A 17,315-nucleotide genomic window follows, 5' to 3' on the forward strand; every position below is an offset into this window, starting at 1 on the left:
GCGACATGGGGCGGTATCTGACCTGCCTGTTTATCGTTGCCCTTGCGCTGGCCTACTATCCAGCGCATGCCCAGCAAAACAGGCCCAAGGCACTCAACCTTCTGACGCGCTCGTCGCTCAAGCCAGTTCTGCCGATGCTGACACCGACCCAGCGCCAATGGCTCGCTGAAAAACAAGAGTTGGTGATCGGCACATCCTTCCCGGACTACCCGCCTTTCGATATCACCACAGGCGGGCGCGACTACCAAGGGCTCACCGCTGAATACGCCGGCCTGATCGGCACTGCACTGGGATTGAAGGTCCGCGTGCTGGGCTTCGACAGCCGTCAGTCAGCGATCGAAGCGCTCAAGAATGGCCGGATCGACCTGCTTGGCAGCGCCAATGGCTACGAAGCCGTCGCAGGCCTTGCGCTCTCTCGCCCCTATGCGATCGATCAGCCAGTGCTGGTGACCCGTGAACATGAACGCCGCGTACTGGATGACGAACTCAAAGGGCTGCGCCTGAGCATGCTCTATCACTATCTCTCGCCCAAGGAGGTGCTCACTGCCTATCCGAAGGCCGAACTGCTGGCCTTTCGCTCCTCCACCCTGGCACTTAATGCCGTCGCTTTCGGCCAGGCCGACGTGTTCATTGGCGATACCATCTCGACACACTACCAACTCAATCGCGGCCATCTACCTCCTTTGCGCATGGCCAGCTTCGGCAAGCACGAGGCCATTGGCTTCAGTTTCGCCCTGCGCCACCAGGACACCATCCTCAAGGAGGTGATCGATGCGACCCTGGAGAGCCAGACGCCCATCATGGCCGCCAGCATCTTCAAGCGCTGGGGTGCCGGCAGCGACCATCTGCTGACTGATCGCAAGCTCCAACTCTCCGCCGGCGAAGAGCAATGGCTGCGGGAACATCCGGTAATGCGCGTGGCGATCAACGAGACCGCAGCCCCGGTTTCCTACTTCGACAGCAACGGCAACTTTCGCGGCATCGCCGCCGATCTGCTGGACCTGATCCGGCTGCGCACGGGTCTGCGCTTCGAGATCGAGCGAGCCAGCGGCATCCGGGACATGCTGGCTCGACTCAAGGACGGTCGGGCCGATGTCATCGCCGCCATCTCCAGCGACGAAAAGCACGATGGCGCCCTTCATATCAGCCGACCGTACCTGGAAAGCACCTATGTACTGGTCACCCGCGCCGGCAGTGACCAGGCGGCGTCCCTGGAGCACCTGCAGAACCGGCAGGTCGCGATCACCCGCGACAGCATCATGGCCGGCTTGCTCTCGGCCCGTTACCCGAAGATCAGCAAGATCGAAACCGACAGCCCGTTCTTTTCCATCGCGCTCCTGGGCAGTGGTGAAGTCGATGCGGCCATCACTACCCTGATCGACGCCAACCATGCCCTGGCTGGAAATCCGGACCTGGTCATTCGCAGTACGATCGGCAGCGAGCCGGCCACGGTCGCGATGGCCACCAACAGCCAGGCCCATGCGCTGGCGTCGATCCTGGACAAAGCCTTGCAAAGCATCTCGCCGGAGGAACTTGGCGTAATCAACAATCGCTGGGGAGGCTATCGGCTGCACGACGACGTGTATTGGCGGGAGTTTCGCCGTCTGGCGCTCAAATTCTTGCTGGCGGTCGGCTTGCTGTTGCTTTTGGCACTGATCTGGAACGCCCACCTGCGGTGGCAGATCAGGCAACGCAAATGCGCCGAGCGAGCACTCAACGATCAGCTGGAATTCATGCGCGCCTTGCTCAACGGCACCCCTCATCCGATGTATGTACGTGATCGTGAAGGGCGGCTGCAAAGCTGCAACGACAGCTATTTGCAAGCTGTCGAAGCCCAGACCGACGAGGTCATGGGCAAGCGACTGGATGAAAGCCCAGGTGCTGACCGGGAATATACCCAGCAGATGGAGGCCGACTACCAGCAAGTCATGGCCGCCGGCACCCCCTTGATCCTCGACCGTCCGCTGCGCATGGGAGGACGGGAGCTGACCATCTACCACTGGATCCTGCCCTATCGCGACTCCCTGGGGGAAGTCAAGGGGATCATCGGCGGCTGGATCGACATCAGCGACCGTCGCGAGCTGATCCAGGAACTGCGCCTGGCCAAGCAGCGGGCCGACGACGCCAATCGTGCCAAGAGCACCTTCCTGGCAACCATCAGCCACGAGATCCGCACGCCTATGAATGCGGTCATCGGCATGCTGGAGCTGGCGGTGCGGCGGGCGGATCGCGGGCAACTGGACCGGCCATCCCTGGAGGTCGCCTACCATTCGGCAAAAGACCTGCTCGGGCTCATCGGTGACATCCTGGACATCGTCAGGATCGAGTCCGGCCATCTCTGCCTTTCCCCGGAATCGGTCGACCCGAGCGTTCTGGTCGAGTCGGTGGCCAGGGTGTTCGCTGGCCTAGCGCGACAGAAAGACCTGGCCCTGCAGGTGGTCATCGCGCCAAACGCCCGCTGCCACGCGCTGCTCGACCCGCTGCGGTTCAAGCAGGTACTGTCGAACCTGGTCAGCAATGCCATCAAGTTCACCGACCAAGGCCAGATCCAGATCAACTTGCTCGTGCACGAGAACACCGATCGCGATGGCCCATCCCTGGAACTCAAGGTCCGCGACACCGGCATCGGTATCCACGAGGAGGCAATCAAGGAGCTGTTCAACCCGTTCGTCCAGGCCAATCCACACAGCGAAGGAGCAAGGGCAGGGACCGGTTTGGGACTGGCGATCAGCCACAGTCTGAGCGAGATGATGGGGGGGACGCTGAGCATCAAGAGCCTGCCTGGCGTCGGCACTCAGGTGACCCTGTTGTTGCCCCTGCAACGCGTCGAAGCGCCACCGGTGACCACTCCCCTGGTGCAGGACGTGGAGACACCGAACAGCGGGTTGAACGTACTGGTCATCGACGACCACCCGGCCAACCTGTTGTTGATGGAGCAGCAGCTGAGTTTCCTGGGGCTAAGCCTGTCCGCCGCCAGCGATGGCCGTGAAGGACTGGAAAAATGGCGCGCGGGCGGTTTCGATGTGGTGATCCTCGACTGCAACATGCCGCAAATGAACGGCTACCAAGTAGCTGAAGCCATCCGTGCCATAGAGCGCCAGCGCGACTGGCCACGCTGCCTGATCCTCGGCTACACCGCCAACGCCCAGCCGGAAGTCCGTCAGCGCTGCCTGGATGTCGGCATGGATGACTGTCTGCTCAAGCCCATTGGCCTGCACACGCTGAACCAGCGCCTGGCGAGCATCGCACCGAGTTGGCATGCGGCGCCAAGGCGCAGGGCAAGCAAGCACCTCACGCTCGACGGCCTGTCCGCCATCGTCGGCAACGACCCGGATAGCCGCACTCGACTCCTGAACGCCCTACTGGAAAGTTTGATACAGGACCTGGCCACGCTGATGGCCATCGACCCGGAGGATGCACAGGCCATCGCCGCACAAGCACACAAGATCCTCAGCACGGCCCGGATGCTGGAGGCCAGGGATCTGATGGAGGCGTGTGAAGCACTGGAACAGGAAACCTTGCCATTGGCGCAGCTAAAACTGCGACGGCAGGTATTGGCACGGCATATGCGCCGAACGGAGAAAGCGCTGGCCAGGCATTTGCAACGCCCGGCCAGGGCTGGATGAGCAGCGCGAAAGCGCCGCTCAGGCGGATCAGGAAGCCTGGGTGTTGATTGGCTTGTCCGGATACCAAGCGTCCAGCAGCGGGCTGAGTTCGATCTTGGTCAGTTCGCTGCGGCCCTTGAGCCAAGCTTCGACAATGGCGCGCTGCTCTTCGCTGACCGAGCCACGCTTGGCCAGGCAAACCAGGCCGAAGTCATCACCACCGACGTAATCCAGGCCGTTGGCATCCATGGCTTCAGCGAGGAAGGCATCGAGGAAGGCGTCGATGGCTTCGTCGGAGAGGTCTTCCTTGAATTCCAGGTTCAGTTCGAAACCCAGCTCCTGGAATTCGTCCACGCACAGTTTCTTGCGCAGGCGACGGGAACGGTTGGTGGCCATGAAACAATCCTCTTGAGTATTAACGCGCGGCACTTTACCAGTTTCCGGGCGGCTGCGGCGCTTTTCCGTCGAACATGGCCCATGGAGGGCGCGCTTGGGGCATAATGCGCACTATATTTCGTCCTGGGGCCATCATCTTGTACAGCCCCAATGTCACTTTCCCTCGTCCGCAGGGTTCAAATTGCACATGATCAAAACGCTCCGTCCCCTGATTCTCGCCAGCCTGTTCCTGCCGTTCGCCATGCCTGGCCAGGCCGCGTCCGTCAACACTACCCTCCCGCCCAAAGTGCAACAGGCGCTCAAAGCCAACAAACTGCAGGATTCGGCCCTGTCCCTGGTGATGCTGCCGCTCAACGGCCCTGGCACGCCCACCGTGTTCAACGCCGACGTCTCGGTCAACCCGGCCTCGACCATGAAGCTGGTGACCACCTATGCGGCGCTGGAACTGTTGGGCCCAACCTTCCAGTGGAAAACCGAGTTCTACACCGATGGCACCTTGAGCAATGGCGTACTCAACGGCAACCTCTACCTCAAGGGCGGTGGCGACCCGAAACTGAACATGGAAAAGCTCTGGCTGCTGATGCGTGACCTGCGCGCCAACGGCGTGCGCACGGTGACCGGCGATCTGGTGCTGGATCGCAGCCACTTCGTTCAGCCCAACCTGCCGCAGTTCAATGACGACGGCGGTGATGTGAACAAGCCGTTCCTGGTCCGCCCCGACTCGCTGCTGGTCAATCTGAAGGCCCTGCGCTTCGTGGCCCGTAACGATGGCGGAACAGTCACTGTGGCCATGGAGCCGCCGCTTGCGAACGTACGCATCGACAACCAGATCAAGGCCGTCGCCTCCAGAAAGTGTGCGGGTGATGTACGTTACAATCCGGTGACCCAGGCCGACGGCGTCAGCGTAGTGGTCAGCGGCCAGCTTGGCGAAGGCTGCAACTCCCAGACCTACCTGTCGCTGCTCGATCACCCGACCTATGCAGCCGGTGCGGTGCGAGCGATCTGGAACGAACTGGGCGGTAGCATTCAGGGCCGCGACCGTATCGAGAACGTGCCCAAGGGAGCACGCCTGCTGGCACGGGCATTCTCGCCGGACCTGGTCGAGGTGATCCGCGACATCAACAAGTACAGCAACAACACCATGGCCCAGCAGTTGTTCCTGAGCCTGGGTGCACAGTTCCGTACTGATGCCGACGGCGACGACGCCCGCGCTGCCCAGCGTGTGGTACGTCAGTGGTTGGCGAAAAAAGGCATCACCGCGCCGCACCTGATCATGGAAAACGGCTCCGGCCTGTCCCGTGCAGAGCGGGTCAGCACTCGCGAGATGGCGGCGCTCCTGCAGGCAGCCTGGAAGAGCCCCTATTCCGCCGAATTCATCAGTTCCATGCCGCTGGTAGGCATGGATGGCACCATGCGCAAGCGGCTCAAGCGCACGGCCATGACCGGTGAAGGACACATCAAGACCGGCACCCTGAACACCGTTCGGGCGATTGCCGGGTTCAGCCGGGATAGCAATGGAAACACCTGGGCGGTGGCGGCGATTCTGAATGATCCCAAGCCTTGGGGGGCTTCGCAGGTGCTGGACCAGGTGTTGCTGGATCTTTATCGACAGCCGAAGGTGGGAAGTACTGCGGCGGCTGGGGTGCCTTGATCGGCTTGGGCTTGGGCTTTCAGATAGTGTGAATATCCATTCTGGGTGGGGGCGCCACTGGCGCTTTCCGCCTTTACGGCGGGTTACTTTGGCCAAGACCAAAGTGACCCGCCGTAAAGGCGGAAAGGTGAATCAGCGTCACCCAAGCAAACGGATCTGCCCACAACACCAACAACCAACAACCAACAACCAACAACCAACAACCAACAACCAACACAAAACCACAAAAGCCCAGCCTCAGAGCAACTCCGCCTCAACCCGATCCCGCCCCGCCTGCTTGGCCGCATACACTCCCGCATCAGCCCGCAACAGCAACGCATCAGCCCCCTCGCCCGGCCGCCAACCCGCCACCCCAAAGCTCGCCGTCACCCGGCCCACCCCATCGACCGGAACACTGCGAACCCCCTGCCACAGCTCCAATGCCAATGATCGCGCCTGCTCGGCATTGCTACCCGGGCACAGCACCATGAACTCCTCGCCCCCCAAACGGCAAAATACATCGGTACGCCGCAGGCGATTAGCGATCCGCTGGCAAAGGCTGCGCAACACATGATCGCCAACCGCATGGCCGTACTGATCGTTGATCCGCTTGAAATGGTCGATATCCAGCATGATCACCGCCAGGTCCAATCCATCACGCTGAGCACGCTCCAGCTCGTTCTGCAATCGTTCCTGGAAATGTCGCCGGTTATGGATGCCGGTCAAGGCATCAGTGACCGAAAGCGCCCGAAGCTCTTCCTCCACTCGTTTGAGGTCGGAGATGTCCGTCAGGTAGCCATGCCACAAGGTGCATCCCCCTTCACCGGTTTCGGGGGTAGCCTCCCCGCGAACCCAGCGCAGGCCCGCCTGGGGCAGTATTACGCGGTACTCTTCGCGCCAGGGCGTCAGGTGCAGGGCCGAATAACGGACCGAGCGACGGACGCGCTCCAGATCATCGGGATGGATGCGTTCAAACACCGCCGAGGCATCCTCACGCAGTGTCTGCAAGTCGACTTCATAGATATCGTGCAGGCCCTGGCTGGCATAAGGGAAACAAGAGTGTCCGTCGGCATCCAGGCGGTACTGGTAGATCCCACCGGGCACTTCGGCGCTGAGCTTCTCCAACAGCCGATCACGGGCCGCCAGCGCTTCATGGACGCGCCGCCGTTCGGTGACGTCGATGCAGATGGCCAGGTAGCCGACCCACAGCCCCTGCTCGTCCAGTACCGCGGTGACCAGCATGTTGGCCAGCAGGTGGCTGCCATCCTTGCGCACCAAGGTCCACTCCCCTGCCTCGGCCCCTGTTTCCTGCACAGTCTCGGCAAACATCGCCTGGTCGCCGCCGATCTCGCGCCCATAGCGCACGCTCAGGGCATGGGCGCGCCGACTGAGTTCCTCGGGAGGTACCAAGTCCTCGAGCCGCAACTGACCAATGGCTTCGCTCGCCGAGTAGCCCAGCATGCGCTCGGCGCCGGCATTGAAGGTACTGACCAGGCCCTTGAGGCTGGTGGCGATGATCGCGACCTGTGTCGCAGCGTCCAATACGCTGCGCAATTGATTGTGGGTTTCACGCAGGGACTGCTCGCTGACCCGCAGTTCGGCGGTACGCTGATCAACCAGCGCCAGGGCGCGCTGGCGCTGGCTGAACAAGCTGTAGAGCAAGGCACTGAGCAACACGCTAAGCAAACCGCCCAGCAAACTGACCGCCACCACCGCGGAGGAGCGGTTGGCGTGGAGAAAGGCCTGGCTGGGACGGATATCGAGCTGATAGTGGTGATCGGCCAGATGCAAAAGGTGGGTGCTGGCCAATGGCACCTGGGCGATGGTGTTCCGTGAATCGAACAGCACCTCCGGCCCTTTGGCTCCGGATGCGTCGAGGATGCGCACCACCAGGTTGTCATCCGCGGCAGGCGGCAACCCTTCGGCGATCAAGCGCTGCATGCTCAGCAATGCCATGACATAGCCAGATGGCAACCCACCGGGACCACTGTCAGCGAACACCGGCGCCACAACCAGCACTCCACGAGCATAGGCAGGCTGGACATTGATCATGTCCAGCGGCTCAGAGACCGCCATGCTGCCAGGTGACGTAGCCCGAACAAGGGTCGCCTCGCGCAGGGGCTGCCCACGCAAGTCCAGGCCATAGGGCTGCCCTTGCAGGGACGCCGCCTGGGTATAGAGGACCGGATAGTAATAGTCGCGCGCCGGAGCAGGGTGCCAGCTACCCTGTGCGTCCTGATCTCGGATCTGGTAAGCCTGCCCAAGCCAGGCACTGGCGCGTCGCTCGAAATCAGGGCGTTGCCCGGCATCGACCCGGGGCGCCCAGGAATACGCCTGGGTCCGGTACAACAGTGGCCGAGCGTAGCCGTCGAATTCCTGCGGGGTGATTTCGTTGGAATAACTGAAAAACCGTCGCAGGCCATCCAGGCGCTGCTCCTGGTCCTCGAAACGTTCGGCGATGCGGCTATAACGCTCGTTGGCCAGCAGCTCGAAGCGCTGACGCAGTTGCTGCATGTAGAAGCTCTGCGTGGCAATGGCCAAGGCCGCCGTCAACAGACCGCCAGCGACCAAGACCACCAACGCCACCCCCCAGGCGGGCAGCGCTTCGCGGAACATGCCGAGCACCTTCGCACGAACGCCACACTTCGACATAAAGCAATCTCATCACGTCAGCGTCCTGCGGATTTGTCGGGCCCTTCGCGTCAGTTATAGCTATTGGCCACTAGCCACGCAACCTCATACACGCCGCTTATCGCGCCTGAATGCGCCATGCCCGGTGGATTCGATTGTTGCGTGCGAAATCTGGATCCAGGGTCTGATGACTGATCTCCTCGACGGCATATCGCTCGACCAAGCTCGGATCGAGCTGGAACTTGCGGAAGTTGTTGGAGAAGTACAGCACACCCCCTGGCGCCAGGCGTGCCATGGCCAAGTCCAACAACTGCACATGATCGCGCTGCACGTCGAACACCCCTTCCATACGCTTGGAGTTGGAGAAAGTCGGCGGGTCAATGAAGATCAGGTCGTAGCTGTCCCGGTTGCCTTCCAGCCAGGCCATCACGTCGCCTTGCTCCAGGCGATGGCGGTCCGAAAAACCGTTGAGCGCCAGGTTGCGGCGCGCCCAGTCCAGGTAGGTCTTGGACAGGTCGACACTGGTGGTGCTGCGAGCCCCGCCCTTGGCGGCGTGCACCGTGGCCGTCGCGGTATAGCAGAACAGATTGAGGAAGCGCTTGCCGGACGCCTCGCGCTGGATGCGCAGACGAATCGGACGGTGGTCAAGGAACAAGCCGGTGTCCAGGTAGTCCGTGAGGTTGACCAGCAGTTTTACACCTCCTTCATTAACCTCCTGGAAGCGGCCTTCTGCACCTTGGCGCTCGTACTGACGCGTCCCGCTCTGGCGCTCCCGGCGCTTGAGCACCACACGCTGCGGGTCGATATCCAGGGCCTGAGGGATGGCGGCCAGGGCATCGAGCAGACGCGCCTGGGCCTTGTCCGGATCGACCGAGCGTGGCGCGGCATACTCCTGCACGTGCACCCAGTCTTGGTAGAGGTCCACCGCCAGGGCATATTCGGGCATGTCGGCGTCATACAAGCGGTAGCAATCGACCTGCTCGCGACGTGCCCACTTGCCCAATTGCTTGAGATTCTTCTGCAGGCGATTGGCGAACATTTGCGCACCTTCGGACAGGCGCGCCGGCTCACTGGCCACCGCTGCCGGACGCTGCGCAGCGCCTGCGTCCGGCTCGGCCTGGCGACGCTCGCCGGTAACGAACTGGTCGGGCTGAACCTTGAATAGCAGCAGCTTGCACGGCAAGGCGCCGTTCCAGAAGGCGTACTGCTTGTGGCTGCGAATGCCCATGCGCTTGCCCAGCTCGGGGGCGCCGGTGAACACTGCCGCCTCCCAGCCCAGACAGGCTTGACGCAAGCGCTCCCCAAGGTTCTGGTAGAGGTACAGTAGGCTGGCTTCGTCACCCAGACGCTCACCATAAGGTGGGTTGCTGATGACCAGGCCTTTCTGGTTCTGGTCCGGGCGCGGCTCGAAACTGCCGACTTCGCCCTGATAGATCTTCACCCAGTCGCCCAGACCTGCGCGCTCGACGTTGTTGCGCCCCGGCTGGATCAGTCGTGGATCGGCCTCATAGCCGCGGATCCACAGCGCAGGCTTGGCCAGACCCGCCTGGGCACGGGCCTGGGCTTGCTCGTGAACCTTGCGCCACAATGCCGGCACATGACCAAGCCAAGCAGTGAAGCCCCACCGCTCACGCTTGAGGTTGGGCGCGATATCGGCGGCAATCATTGCAGCTTCTACCAAGAAAGTGCCCACACCGCACATCGGGTCGGCCAACGCGCCGCCTTCGGCAGCGATGCGTGGCCAGCCAGCTCGGATCAGCACCGCCGCCGCCAGGTTCTCCTTCAAGGGCGCAGCACCTTGCTGCAGGCGGTAACCGCGTTGATGCAGGCTGTGTCCGGACAAGTCCAGGGAGAGGATCGCCTCACCGCGATCCAGGCGCAGGTGCACGCGCACATCAGGATCGATCTTGTCCACGGACGGGCGCTGCCCTTCGCGGTTGCGCAGCTTGTCGACGATCGCATCCTTGACCTTGAGGGCACCGAAATGGGTGTTGTCGATTCCCGAGCCATGGCCACTGAACTCCACGGCCAAGGTGCCATCGGCGGCCAAGTGATCTTGCCAGTCGACCCCATGCACACCGTTGTAGAGCTCATCGGCGTTTTTCATGGAGAAGCGCTTGAGCACCAGCAACACGCGGTTGGCCAGACGCGACCACAGGCACAGGCGGTAGGCGGTTTCCATGTCGGCCGAGCCGCGGATGGCCGAGGTGTGCTCACGCACATCGTCCAGGCCCAGGCTACGGGCCTCCTCGGCAAGCAGGCCTTCAAGACCTTTGGGGCAAGTGAGATAAAGTTCGAAACGGTCCGACATGAGCAATCCAGAGCCTTGGGCTGATTGAGTGACGGGCCGACGCATCGTCCCGCCGATGTTTGCCCGCACGCCCTTCCAGCAGGCGTCCGGGTGGCCTTGCCCGCAGTCCGGGAAAGCCGGGCCACCTGAACGACAAGCCCCTTCGCACCCTGCGAAAGTGGGTTAGATCGTCAGGCAGTATGAAAATTTCCAACAACGCGGCCACCTATGTGACCCTTCGTCGCATTTCAAATTGTTACCGCACACCCGTCCACGACGCTGGCCAGATGACTGCAAAGGGCACTAAACCCTGATCATAGCGGGCTCAAGGAGAAATCACGTTGAGTCGCAATTATTTACTTATCCTTTGACCCTATGAAACGTTACGTCCTTATGACAAATCGATCATTCACACTGTGACTCGCTTTGGTTAGAACTGGCCTTAGGTTGTCTCGCAACGAGGCAACACTTTTTGCTCGCCACGCCGGCAGCGAGCGCACACCGGCAGAACGATTCTGCCCGGCCTCGGAGAGGCCGACGGGACATTACAGTCAACAAGTGAGGGCAACACCCTATGAGAAGACTTAAGCGTGATCCGTTGGAAAGAGCATATTCACGTGGCTACCAATACGGGGTTACCGGCAAATCCCGCGAACTTTGCCCCTTCAATCTGCCGTCCGTTCGTCAAGCCTGGATCAATGGCTGGCGGGAGGGCCGGGGCGATAACTGGGATGGAATGACCGGCACCGCAGGCATCCAGAGACTCAACGAAAATCACGCCGTTGGCTGAGACGAGGACACTGAATTCGAGTCACCATGCGCGCCCTATCCGGGCGGCGGGCTGAGGCCCAGGGGCCCCTTAAAGGGGCCCTTTTTTATGTCTGCCTTTATTACGGCCGTGGCATGGCAGCAATCGCGTCCACTGCCTCACGGATCAGCGCAGGCCCTTTGTAGATAAAGCCCGAATAGATCTGCACCAGGCTCGCGCCGGCTGCAATCTTCTCGGCTGCATGACGTCCCTCGGTGATTCCACCGGCGGCAATGATCGGCAACTTGCCGGTCAGTTCGCCCGCCAGAACCTTCACGGTGTGAGTGCTTTTCTCGAGAACTGGCGCACCGGACAGACCGCCCGCCTCTTCACCATATGGCAGGCCCTGGACGCCTTCACGGCTCAGGGTGGTGTTGGTCGCGATCACTGCGTCCATGCCGGTCTCGAGCAGCGCAGAGGCCACCATGGCGGTTTCTTCATCAGTCATGTCCGGGGCGATCTTGATCGCCAGCGGCACGCGCTTGCCATGTTCGCTCGCCAGTTGTTCGCGGCGCTCGGCCAGCGCCTGGAGCAGTTGCTTGAGCGAGTCGCCGAACTGCAGGGTACGCAGGCCTGGGGTATTGGGCGAACTCACGTTGACGGTGATGTAGCTGGCGGCTGTGTAGACCTTTTCCAGGCAGATCAAGTAGTCGTCCACCGCGCGCTCGACCGGGGTGTCGAAGTTCTTGCCGATATTGATGCCCAGCACGCCGTCGTAGCGCGATGCACGTACCCGGGCCAGCAAGTGATCGACACCCAGGTTGTTAAAGCCCATGCGATTGATGATCGCAGTGGCCTCTGGCAGCCGGAACAGTCTCGGCTTGGGGTTGCCCGGCTGCGGGCGTGGCGTCACGGTACCGATCTCGACAAAGCCGAAGCCCAGCTGGGCGAAGCCGTCGATGGCAGCGCCGTTCTTGTCCAGACCTGCTGCAAGGCCCACCGGATTGGCAAAGTTCAAGCCCATGACCGTCACCGGCAGCGCCGCCGGCTGCTTGCACAGCAAGCCGTTGAGACCGAGGCGGCCACCGGCGCCGATCAGGTCCAGGGACAGGTCGTGGGAGGTTTCCGGGGAAAACTTGAACAACAGCTGGCGGGCCAGGGTATACATGGGCGGGCAAGACTCGCGGTGAGTGAGGGGGCGATTATAGCCACCGCGCGGCTCGGACGACAGGGCCCTGGGCACATGGGTTGCTTGCCAGTTCCACGCCGCGTGCCCTAAGCGGACGAGAATCCCTGGAAAACGGACCTGCATAACTCTCCTGGCGCCCTCACAGGGCGACCCCCGGAAAAAGAAAAACCCGGCCGAGGCCGGGTTTTTCGTGAAGCGTCAAACCAAATTACTTGGCTTGAGCTTCGACCTGAGCTTCAACGCGACGGTTGATGGCGCGGCCTTCTTCGGTGGCGTTATCAGCAACCGGACGGGTCTCACCGTAGCCAACCGAGTCGATACGGCTGGACTCAACACCGTACTGCTGGGTCAGAACCTGCTTGACAGCATTGGCGCGACGCTCGGACAGCTTCTGGTTGTAAGCGTCTGGACCAACGGAGTCGGTGTGACCTTCAACGGTGGTGGTGGTCTGTGGGTACTGCTTCATGAAGTCAGCCAGGTTCTTGATGTCACCGTAGCTGTTTGGCTTGACGACCGACTTGTCGAAGTCGAACTTGACGTCCAGCTCAACACGTACGACTTCGGCAACAGCCGGGCAGCCGTCGGCGTCAACGGTAACGTTGGCCGGGGTGTCAGGGCACTTGTCGACGTTGTCGCAAACGCCGTCGTTGTCGCTGTCGGAGCAGACTTCAGCAACAGGAGCCGGAGCAGCTTCAGCTTGCTTCGGGCTACCGCCGAAGTTCATGCCGATACCGACGCTAGGAGCCCACTCGGTGTCGCCCTGGTCGATGTTGTACTGAGCTTCAACGCCAGCACGGGCGTAGAACATGTCAGTGATGTACCACTTGGCGCCGGCGCCAACGTTGGCGAAGGTGGACTGGTTACGACCACCACGGCCGGTCTGGCCCAGGCTCTGGTGCGAGAAACCAGCCGAAACGTACGGACGGATGGCGTCGTACGGGTTGTTGAAGTGGTAAACGGCGTCCAGGGCGGTGTTGGAGCCCTTGATGTTCTTGCCGTCTTCGCCACGAGCGTTGTGAACTTCGTCATAGCCCAGACGCAGTTCGACGTCGTCGGTCAGGAAGTAACCGATCGAGCCACCGAACAGGTTGCCGTCGTTCTTGAAGTCGCGCTGGCTGTCGAAGAACTCTTTCTTGTAGAAGAGTTCGGTCTCGACGGCGCCTTGACCTTGTGCCAGAGCGCCAAACGAAGTGGCGGCTACAAGCGAACCAATGGCCAAGCCCAAGGTGTTTTTCAATTTCATCCGTTAAATCCCCATCTGGTGATAGTTAAGCAGTCCCACCAACATCCGGGGGACAACTCGACGGCTAGTCTAGCAGAACTCGCCGGTTGGTTAGAGATATTTACGCGGTGCTAAGTTTCAGCCAGCCCCGTAAATTTCTCTCTAAGCTTGTCGAGCGCACGCTTGTAGCGCATTTTCGTGGCGCTCAGGCCCATGTGCATGATGTCGGCGATCTCCTGAAATTCCAGCTCTGCGACAAATCGAAGCACCAGAATTTCCCGGTCGATCGGGTTCACATGCACCAGCCATCTGTCCAGTCCGCCCTTCTCTTCGGCCTTGGGTGCCTTCTCTTCGGACGCCTCTTCAACAGGGTCCAGACTCAAGGCATCCATCAACCGTCGTTTGCGACGTTCCTTGCGGTACTGGGTAATGCATTCGTTGTAGGTGATGCTGTAGAGCCAGGTCTTGAACTTGGACTTACCCTCGAAGTTCTTCAGACCGTAAAGCACCTTGAGCATCACTTCCTGGCAGACATCGTCGGCATCCCGGTCGTTCCCCAGATAACGCGCGCAGACGTTGAACAGGGTCCGCTGGTAGCGCCGCATGAGCTCTTCATAAGCGCGCGTTACGTGATACAGCTCCTCATGCGAACGCGCCACCAACTCCTCATCGGTGAGCTCACGGGGGTCATAGCGCATGGGCGGCGAGTGAACTTTATTCAAAACGGATCTGGCCGACAGTCAGGTCAATGTCGCCGCGCGGCCCCCTTGGGCCGTTTTCGCGGCGGCATACATTAACAGCTTTTGTGCGGTTAGCGGCTATTGACTCGTTGCTCGAGCAATTCCCGATTGGAAAGCGACACCAATTCGCCATCATCGGTCAGCAGGGTCGTCTTGACCGTACCGATCTCCTCGATATGCCCTTCGACCTCTCCAATCCGCACCTGCTGGCCCACTTGATAGAGTTCCCGCACGTAGATTCCGGCCAGGATTTGCCCGGCAATTTCCCGGCTGCCCAGCCCCATCGCCAACGCAACGGCCAGACCAACGGTAATCAGGCCGATGACGATCACATGGTTGAGCAGGTCGGTCTTGACCTCCAACTGGCTGATCGCAACCGAGATGCTGATGATGATCACCAGGCCCTGGGCGATACGCCCGACACCTGCGGCATATTCCAGGCCGACGCCTTCGGCAGCGCCACGTACCAAGCCATTGGCCAGTTGCGCCAGCAGTACGCCAGCCAGCAGCACCAGCGCTGCACCAAACACCTTGGGCAGGTAAAGGGCGAGCATGTCCAAGGTGGCCGAGACACGCTCAAGGCCCAGGGACTCGGCGGCCGAAACCAGGAAGATCAGCAACACGAACCAATAGACGATCTTGCCGATCAAGGTGGAAATCGGTACCTGGATGCCCACCCGGCTGAGCATCTTGGTCAGGCCGGTACCGCTCATCAGGCGGTCCAGGCCGAACTTGGCCAGCAGTTTGGATAACAACGTATCGAGCAGCTTGGCCACCACGAAGCCGAGCAACACCACGACCAGGGCGCCGAACAGGTTCGGGATGAAGTTCGCCACCTTGGTCCAAAGGGCGGTCATGGCGGTGACCAGGCTCTGGGTCCAGAGATCGAGTTCCATATTCAATCGGCCTTATCTGCTTTTCTGCCAGCGGCAGGGTTGCGACGCACCGGCGCGACATGCGCCGAGCCATTGTTCACAGCGATCATCAGCGCCTGGCTCCAGCGCCCCAGCAAGCTGAACAGATCGCCCGCACCGACCTGGCGGTTGGCGGTCTTCAGGACGCGACCCAGGCATGCGGCATCGTCTCGGTCCTGGCCGGAGGGCGATGCCTTGAGCAGGTCGCGCAAGGATTCTTCAAACGGATCGTGCATAGGCACCTCGCGCAATGTCTGTCAAAGACGAGGGCTCCGGACTACGGGTCACACATGAATGTGGGACGAATGTTTCAAAATGCCTCATGCATCCCCCGGCCGGACAGTCCATCACACCCAGCGTAACCGTCGGAACAGCCACCACTGCCCTGCCGCCAATCCCAGCACCACGACGCAGGCGAGCAGGAAGCCATAGGGGCTTTCGGCGCCCGGAATGCCTCCGACATTGATGCCCAGCAGGCCGGTGACGAAGCTCATCGGCAGGAAGATGCAGGTGATGATGCCGAAGCGGTACATGGTCCGGTTCATCCGCTCGCTGCGCCGTCGATCCTCGCTTTCCAGCACCAAGGCGGCCCGCTCGCGGGTTAGCTCGAGCTCTTCGAGATAGCGGATCAGACTGTTGTTCAGCTCGTTCCAGTAGTCAGCATCCCCTTCGGCGAACCAGCTCCACTTGTTGCGCGAAAGTTGCGCATAGAGCTCACGCTGCGGGGCCAGAAAACGCCGCAACCCCGCGGCACGACGGCGGATCTGCTGCAGGCTGCCCTGCACCGGCGAGTACCGTTCGTCGGTTTCCACCTTCTCTTCTTCGAGATCGACCACTTCCGAAAGGTCGCTAACCAACGCCTGGACCTTTTCGGTGAGCAGTTCCCCCATCAGCAGCAACAGCTCGGAGGCCGACCTCGGCCCCCTGCCCTCGTCCAACTGCTGGAGCACTTCATCACTGGCGCGCAGTGGTCGCAGGCGCAACGAAATCACTCGCCGAGCCTCGGCGAAGATCCGCACCGAGACCATGTCCTCGGGCTCAGCGCCGGGATTGAGATTCACGCCCCGTAAAAACAAAAGCATCTGCTCGTTGGCCAATGGCAACAAACGCGGACGCGTGTTCTCTTCCAGCAGCAAGTCGCAGGCGAAGGTGCTCAGGCCGCTGTCCTGGAGCAACCAGGTACGCGTTTGAGGATGGCTGCGATCCCAGTGCAACCAGAGGCTTTCCTCTGGCTGCAACTCAAGCGCATCCAGCGCTGTCCGGGCAATCGAGCGCGCACCGCCTTTACCATCGAGCACCAGGGCATGGACCAGCCCCCACTGCGCGTTGTCTTCCTCGAACATTCCTGCTCCATCAGCGCGCGCGGCGCATCACTCCGGCATTTTCAGCGGACTTGGCGAGACGATCACGCCATTGTTGTCGGCATACACGTATTCGCCCGGACGGAAGGTCACCCCCGCGAAGGTCACAGCCACGTTGAGATCGCCAATACCGCGCTTGTCGGTCTTCATCGGGTGACTGGCCAGGGCCTGGACACCGACGTCGGTCTGCACCAGCACGTCCACGTCACGCACGCAGCCATAGATCACCAGGCCTTCCCAGCCGTTCTTGGCCGCCTTTTCGGCCAGCATGTCACCCAGCAGCGCGCGGCGCAGCGAGCCCCCGCCGTCCACCACCAAGACTTTGCCCTTGCCATCGAGTTCGACCTGCTCCTTGACCAGCGAGTTGTCCTCGAAGCACTTGATCGTGACGATCTGGCCACCGAAGGAATCGCGGCCACCGAAGTTGCTGAACATGGGCTCCAGGACTTGAACCAAGTCCGGGTAGGCGTCGCACAGGTCGGGCGTTACGTAATGCTGCATGGCAAACTCCTGTCAGTCACAACGAAAGCGGGATTTGAGCAAGGCTACACCGGGGAGGGCCTTGCAGTCATCCGAGACTAATCAGTCA

The 17,315-nt window shown here is 61.3% G+C and carries 13 protein-coding genes; 3 read left to right on the forward strand and 10 right to left on the reverse strand.

Annotation, left to right across the window (positions count from 1 at the left end):
• The first annotated feature begins 5 nt into the window (after nucleotides 1-5).
• Nucleotides 6-3,626: a transporter substrate-binding domain-containing protein gene (locus ABOA88_RS12955; RefSeq protein ID WP_367851671.1), complete on the forward strand. Its 3,621-nt coding sequence runs from the start codon at nucleotides 6-8 to the stop codon at nucleotides 3,624-3,626.
• A 27-nt stretch (nucleotides 3,627-3,653) separates the two neighbouring features.
• Here the strand turns inward: ABOA88_RS12955 and ABOA88_RS12960 are convergent, their stop codons facing one another.
• Complete coding sequence (locus ABOA88_RS12960) at nucleotides 3,654-4,001, reverse strand: YggL family protein (protein WP_043206729.1); 348 nt, start codon at nucleotides 3,999-4,001, stop codon at nucleotides 3,654-3,656.
• 187 nt (nucleotides 4,002-4,188) lie between these two features.
• Between ABOA88_RS12960 and dacB the strand changes: the two genes are divergently transcribed.
• The gene (gene dacB / locus ABOA88_RS12965; protein ID WP_196169927.1) at nucleotides 4,189-5,652 is read left to right on the forward strand and encodes a D-alanyl-D-alanine carboxypeptidase/D-alanyl-D-alanine endopeptidase; all 1,464 of its coding nucleotides are present in this window, start codon (nucleotides 4,189-4,191) and stop codon (nucleotides 5,650-5,652) included.
• Between the two features lie 237 nt (nucleotides 5,653-5,889).
• On the opposite strand, the gene ABOA88_RS12970 is transcribed toward dacB, so the two are convergent.
• Both ABOA88_RS12970 and rlmKL read right to left on the reverse strand, forming a co-directional pair.
• A complete protein-coding gene (locus ABOA88_RS12970; protein WP_367851672.1) occupies nucleotides 5,890-8,283 on the reverse strand; it encodes a sensor domain-containing diguanylate cyclase in 2,394 nt (797 codons plus the stop codon).
• Between the two features lie 97 nt (nucleotides 8,284-8,380).
• Nucleotides 8,381-10,573, reverse strand: coding sequence for a bifunctional 23S rRNA (guanine(2069)-N(7))-methyltransferase RlmK/23S rRNA (guanine(2445)-N(2))-methyltransferase RlmL (rlmKL, locus tag ABOA88_RS12975; RefSeq protein ID WP_367851673.1), 2,193 nt, complete (start codon nucleotides 10,571-10,573; stop codon nucleotides 8,381-8,383).
• Nucleotides 10,574-11,126: 553 nt separating this feature from the next.
• Here rlmKL and rmf point away from each other — a divergent pair.
• Complete coding sequence (gene rmf / locus ABOA88_RS12980) at nucleotides 11,127-11,342, forward strand: ribosome modulation factor (RefSeq protein ID WP_080642046.1); 216 nt, start codon at nucleotides 11,127-11,129, stop codon at nucleotides 11,340-11,342.
• Between the two features lie 100 nt (nucleotides 11,343-11,442).
• Here rmf and ABOA88_RS12985 read toward each other — a convergent pair whose 3' ends face one another.
• The 7 genes from ABOA88_RS12985 to rraA all read right to left on the reverse strand — a co-directional run bounded on the left by ABOA88_RS12985 (nucleotide 11,443) and on the right by rraA (nucleotide 17,227).
• Nucleotides 11,443-12,468 carry a quinone-dependent dihydroorotate dehydrogenase gene (locus tag ABOA88_RS12985; protein ID WP_367851674.1) on the reverse strand — a complete coding sequence of 342 codons (1,026 nt, stop codon included), beginning with the start codon at nucleotides 12,466-12,468 and terminating at the stop codon, nucleotides 11,443-11,445.
• A gap of 229 nt (nucleotides 12,469-12,697) precedes the next feature.
• Complete coding sequence (locus tag ABOA88_RS12990) at nucleotides 12,698-13,732, reverse strand: OmpA family protein (RefSeq protein ID WP_070092515.1); 1,035 nt, start codon at nucleotides 13,730-13,732, stop codon at nucleotides 12,698-12,700.
• Between the two features lie 110 nt (nucleotides 13,733-13,842).
• Complete coding sequence (gene sigX / locus ABOA88_RS12995) at nucleotides 13,843-14,409, reverse strand: RNA polymerase sigma factor SigX (RefSeq protein WP_043206738.1); 567 nt, start codon at nucleotides 14,407-14,409, stop codon at nucleotides 13,843-13,845.
• A gap of 113 nt (nucleotides 14,410-14,522) precedes the next feature.
• Entirely contained in the window at nucleotides 14,523-15,347 is an 825-nt protein-coding gene (locus ABOA88_RS13000) for a mechanosensitive ion channel family protein (protein WP_043206740.1), read from the reverse strand.
• 2 nt (nucleotides 15,348-15,349) lie between these two features.
• Nucleotides 15,350-15,601, reverse strand: a complete 252-nt coding sequence (locus ABOA88_RS13005) for a hypothetical protein (protein ID WP_043206741.1) — start codon at nucleotides 15,599-15,601, stop codon at nucleotides 15,350-15,352.
• A 111-nt stretch (nucleotides 15,602-15,712) separates the two neighbouring features.
• Complete coding sequence (locus ABOA88_RS13010; RefSeq protein WP_196169931.1) at nucleotides 15,713-16,708, reverse strand: zinc transporter ZntB; 996 nt, start codon at nucleotides 16,706-16,708, stop codon at nucleotides 15,713-15,715.
• A gap of 27 nt (nucleotides 16,709-16,735) precedes the next feature.
• Complete coding sequence (rraA, locus tag ABOA88_RS13015; RefSeq protein ID WP_043206744.1) at nucleotides 16,736-17,227, reverse strand: ribonuclease E activity regulator RraA; 492 nt, start codon at nucleotides 17,225-17,227, stop codon at nucleotides 16,736-16,738.
• Nucleotides 17,228-17,315 lie beyond the last annotated feature (88 nt).

Origin of the sequence: Pseudomonas sp. PKS (genome assembly GCF_051913525.1) — a bacterium.
Classification (GTDB): domain Bacteria; phylum Pseudomonadota; class Gammaproteobacteria; order Pseudomonadales; family Pseudomonadaceae; genus Aquipseudomonas; species Aquipseudomonas guariconensis_D.

What these genes read in the sequence shown, in the direction of transcription:
- ABOA88_RS12970 (WP_367851672.1), bottom strand. Translation starts at nt 8,283, where the DNA reads ATGTCGAAGTGTGGCGTTCGTGCGAAGGTGCTCGGCATGTTCCGCGAA.
- ABOA88_RS12955 (WP_367851671.1), top strand. Translation starts at nt 6, where the DNA reads ATGGGGCGGTATCTGACCTGCCTGTTTATCGTTGCCCTTGCGCTGGCC.
- rlmKL (WP_367851673.1), bottom strand. Translation starts at nt 10,573, where the DNA reads ATGTCGGACCGTTTCGAACTTTATCTCACTTGCCCCAAAGGTCTTGAA.
- ABOA88_RS12985 (WP_367851674.1), bottom strand. Translation starts at nt 12,468, where the DNA reads ATGTATACCCTGGCCCGCCAGCTGTTGTTCAAGTTTTCCCCGGAAACC.
- ABOA88_RS13000 (WP_043206740.1), bottom strand. Translation starts at nt 15,347, where the DNA reads ATGGAACTCGATCTCTGGACCCAGAGCCTGGTCACCGCCATGACCGCC.
- dacB (WP_196169927.1), top strand. Translation starts at nt 4,189, where the DNA reads ATGATCAAAACGCTCCGTCCCCTGATTCTCGCCAGCCTGTTCCTGCCG.
- rraA (WP_043206744.1), bottom strand. Translation starts at nt 17,227, where the DNA reads ATGCAGCATTACGTAACGCCCGACCTGTGCGACGCCTACCCGGACTTG.
- ABOA88_RS13005 (WP_043206741.1), bottom strand. Translation starts at nt 15,601, where the DNA reads ATGCACGATCCGTTTGAAGAATCCTTGCGCGACCTGCTCAAGGCATCG.
- ABOA88_RS13010 (WP_196169931.1), bottom strand. Translation starts at nt 16,708, where the DNA reads ATGTTCGAGGAAGACAACGCGCAGTGGGGGCTGGTCCATGCCCTGGTG.
- rmf (WP_080642046.1), top strand. Translation starts at nt 11,127, where the DNA reads ATGAGAAGACTTAAGCGTGATCCGTTGGAAAGAGCATATTCACGTGGC.
- ABOA88_RS12960 (WP_043206729.1), bottom strand. Translation starts at nt 4,001, where the DNA reads ATGGCCACCAACCGTTCCCGTCGCCTGCGCAAGAAACTGTGCGTGGAC.
- ABOA88_RS12990 (WP_070092515.1), bottom strand. Translation starts at nt 13,732, where the DNA reads ATGAAATTGAAAAACACCTTGGGCTTGGCCATTGGTTCGCTTGTAGCC.
- sigX (WP_043206738.1), bottom strand. Translation starts at nt 14,409, where the DNA reads ATGCGCTATGACCCCCGTGAGCTCACCGATGAGGAGTTGGTGGCGCGT.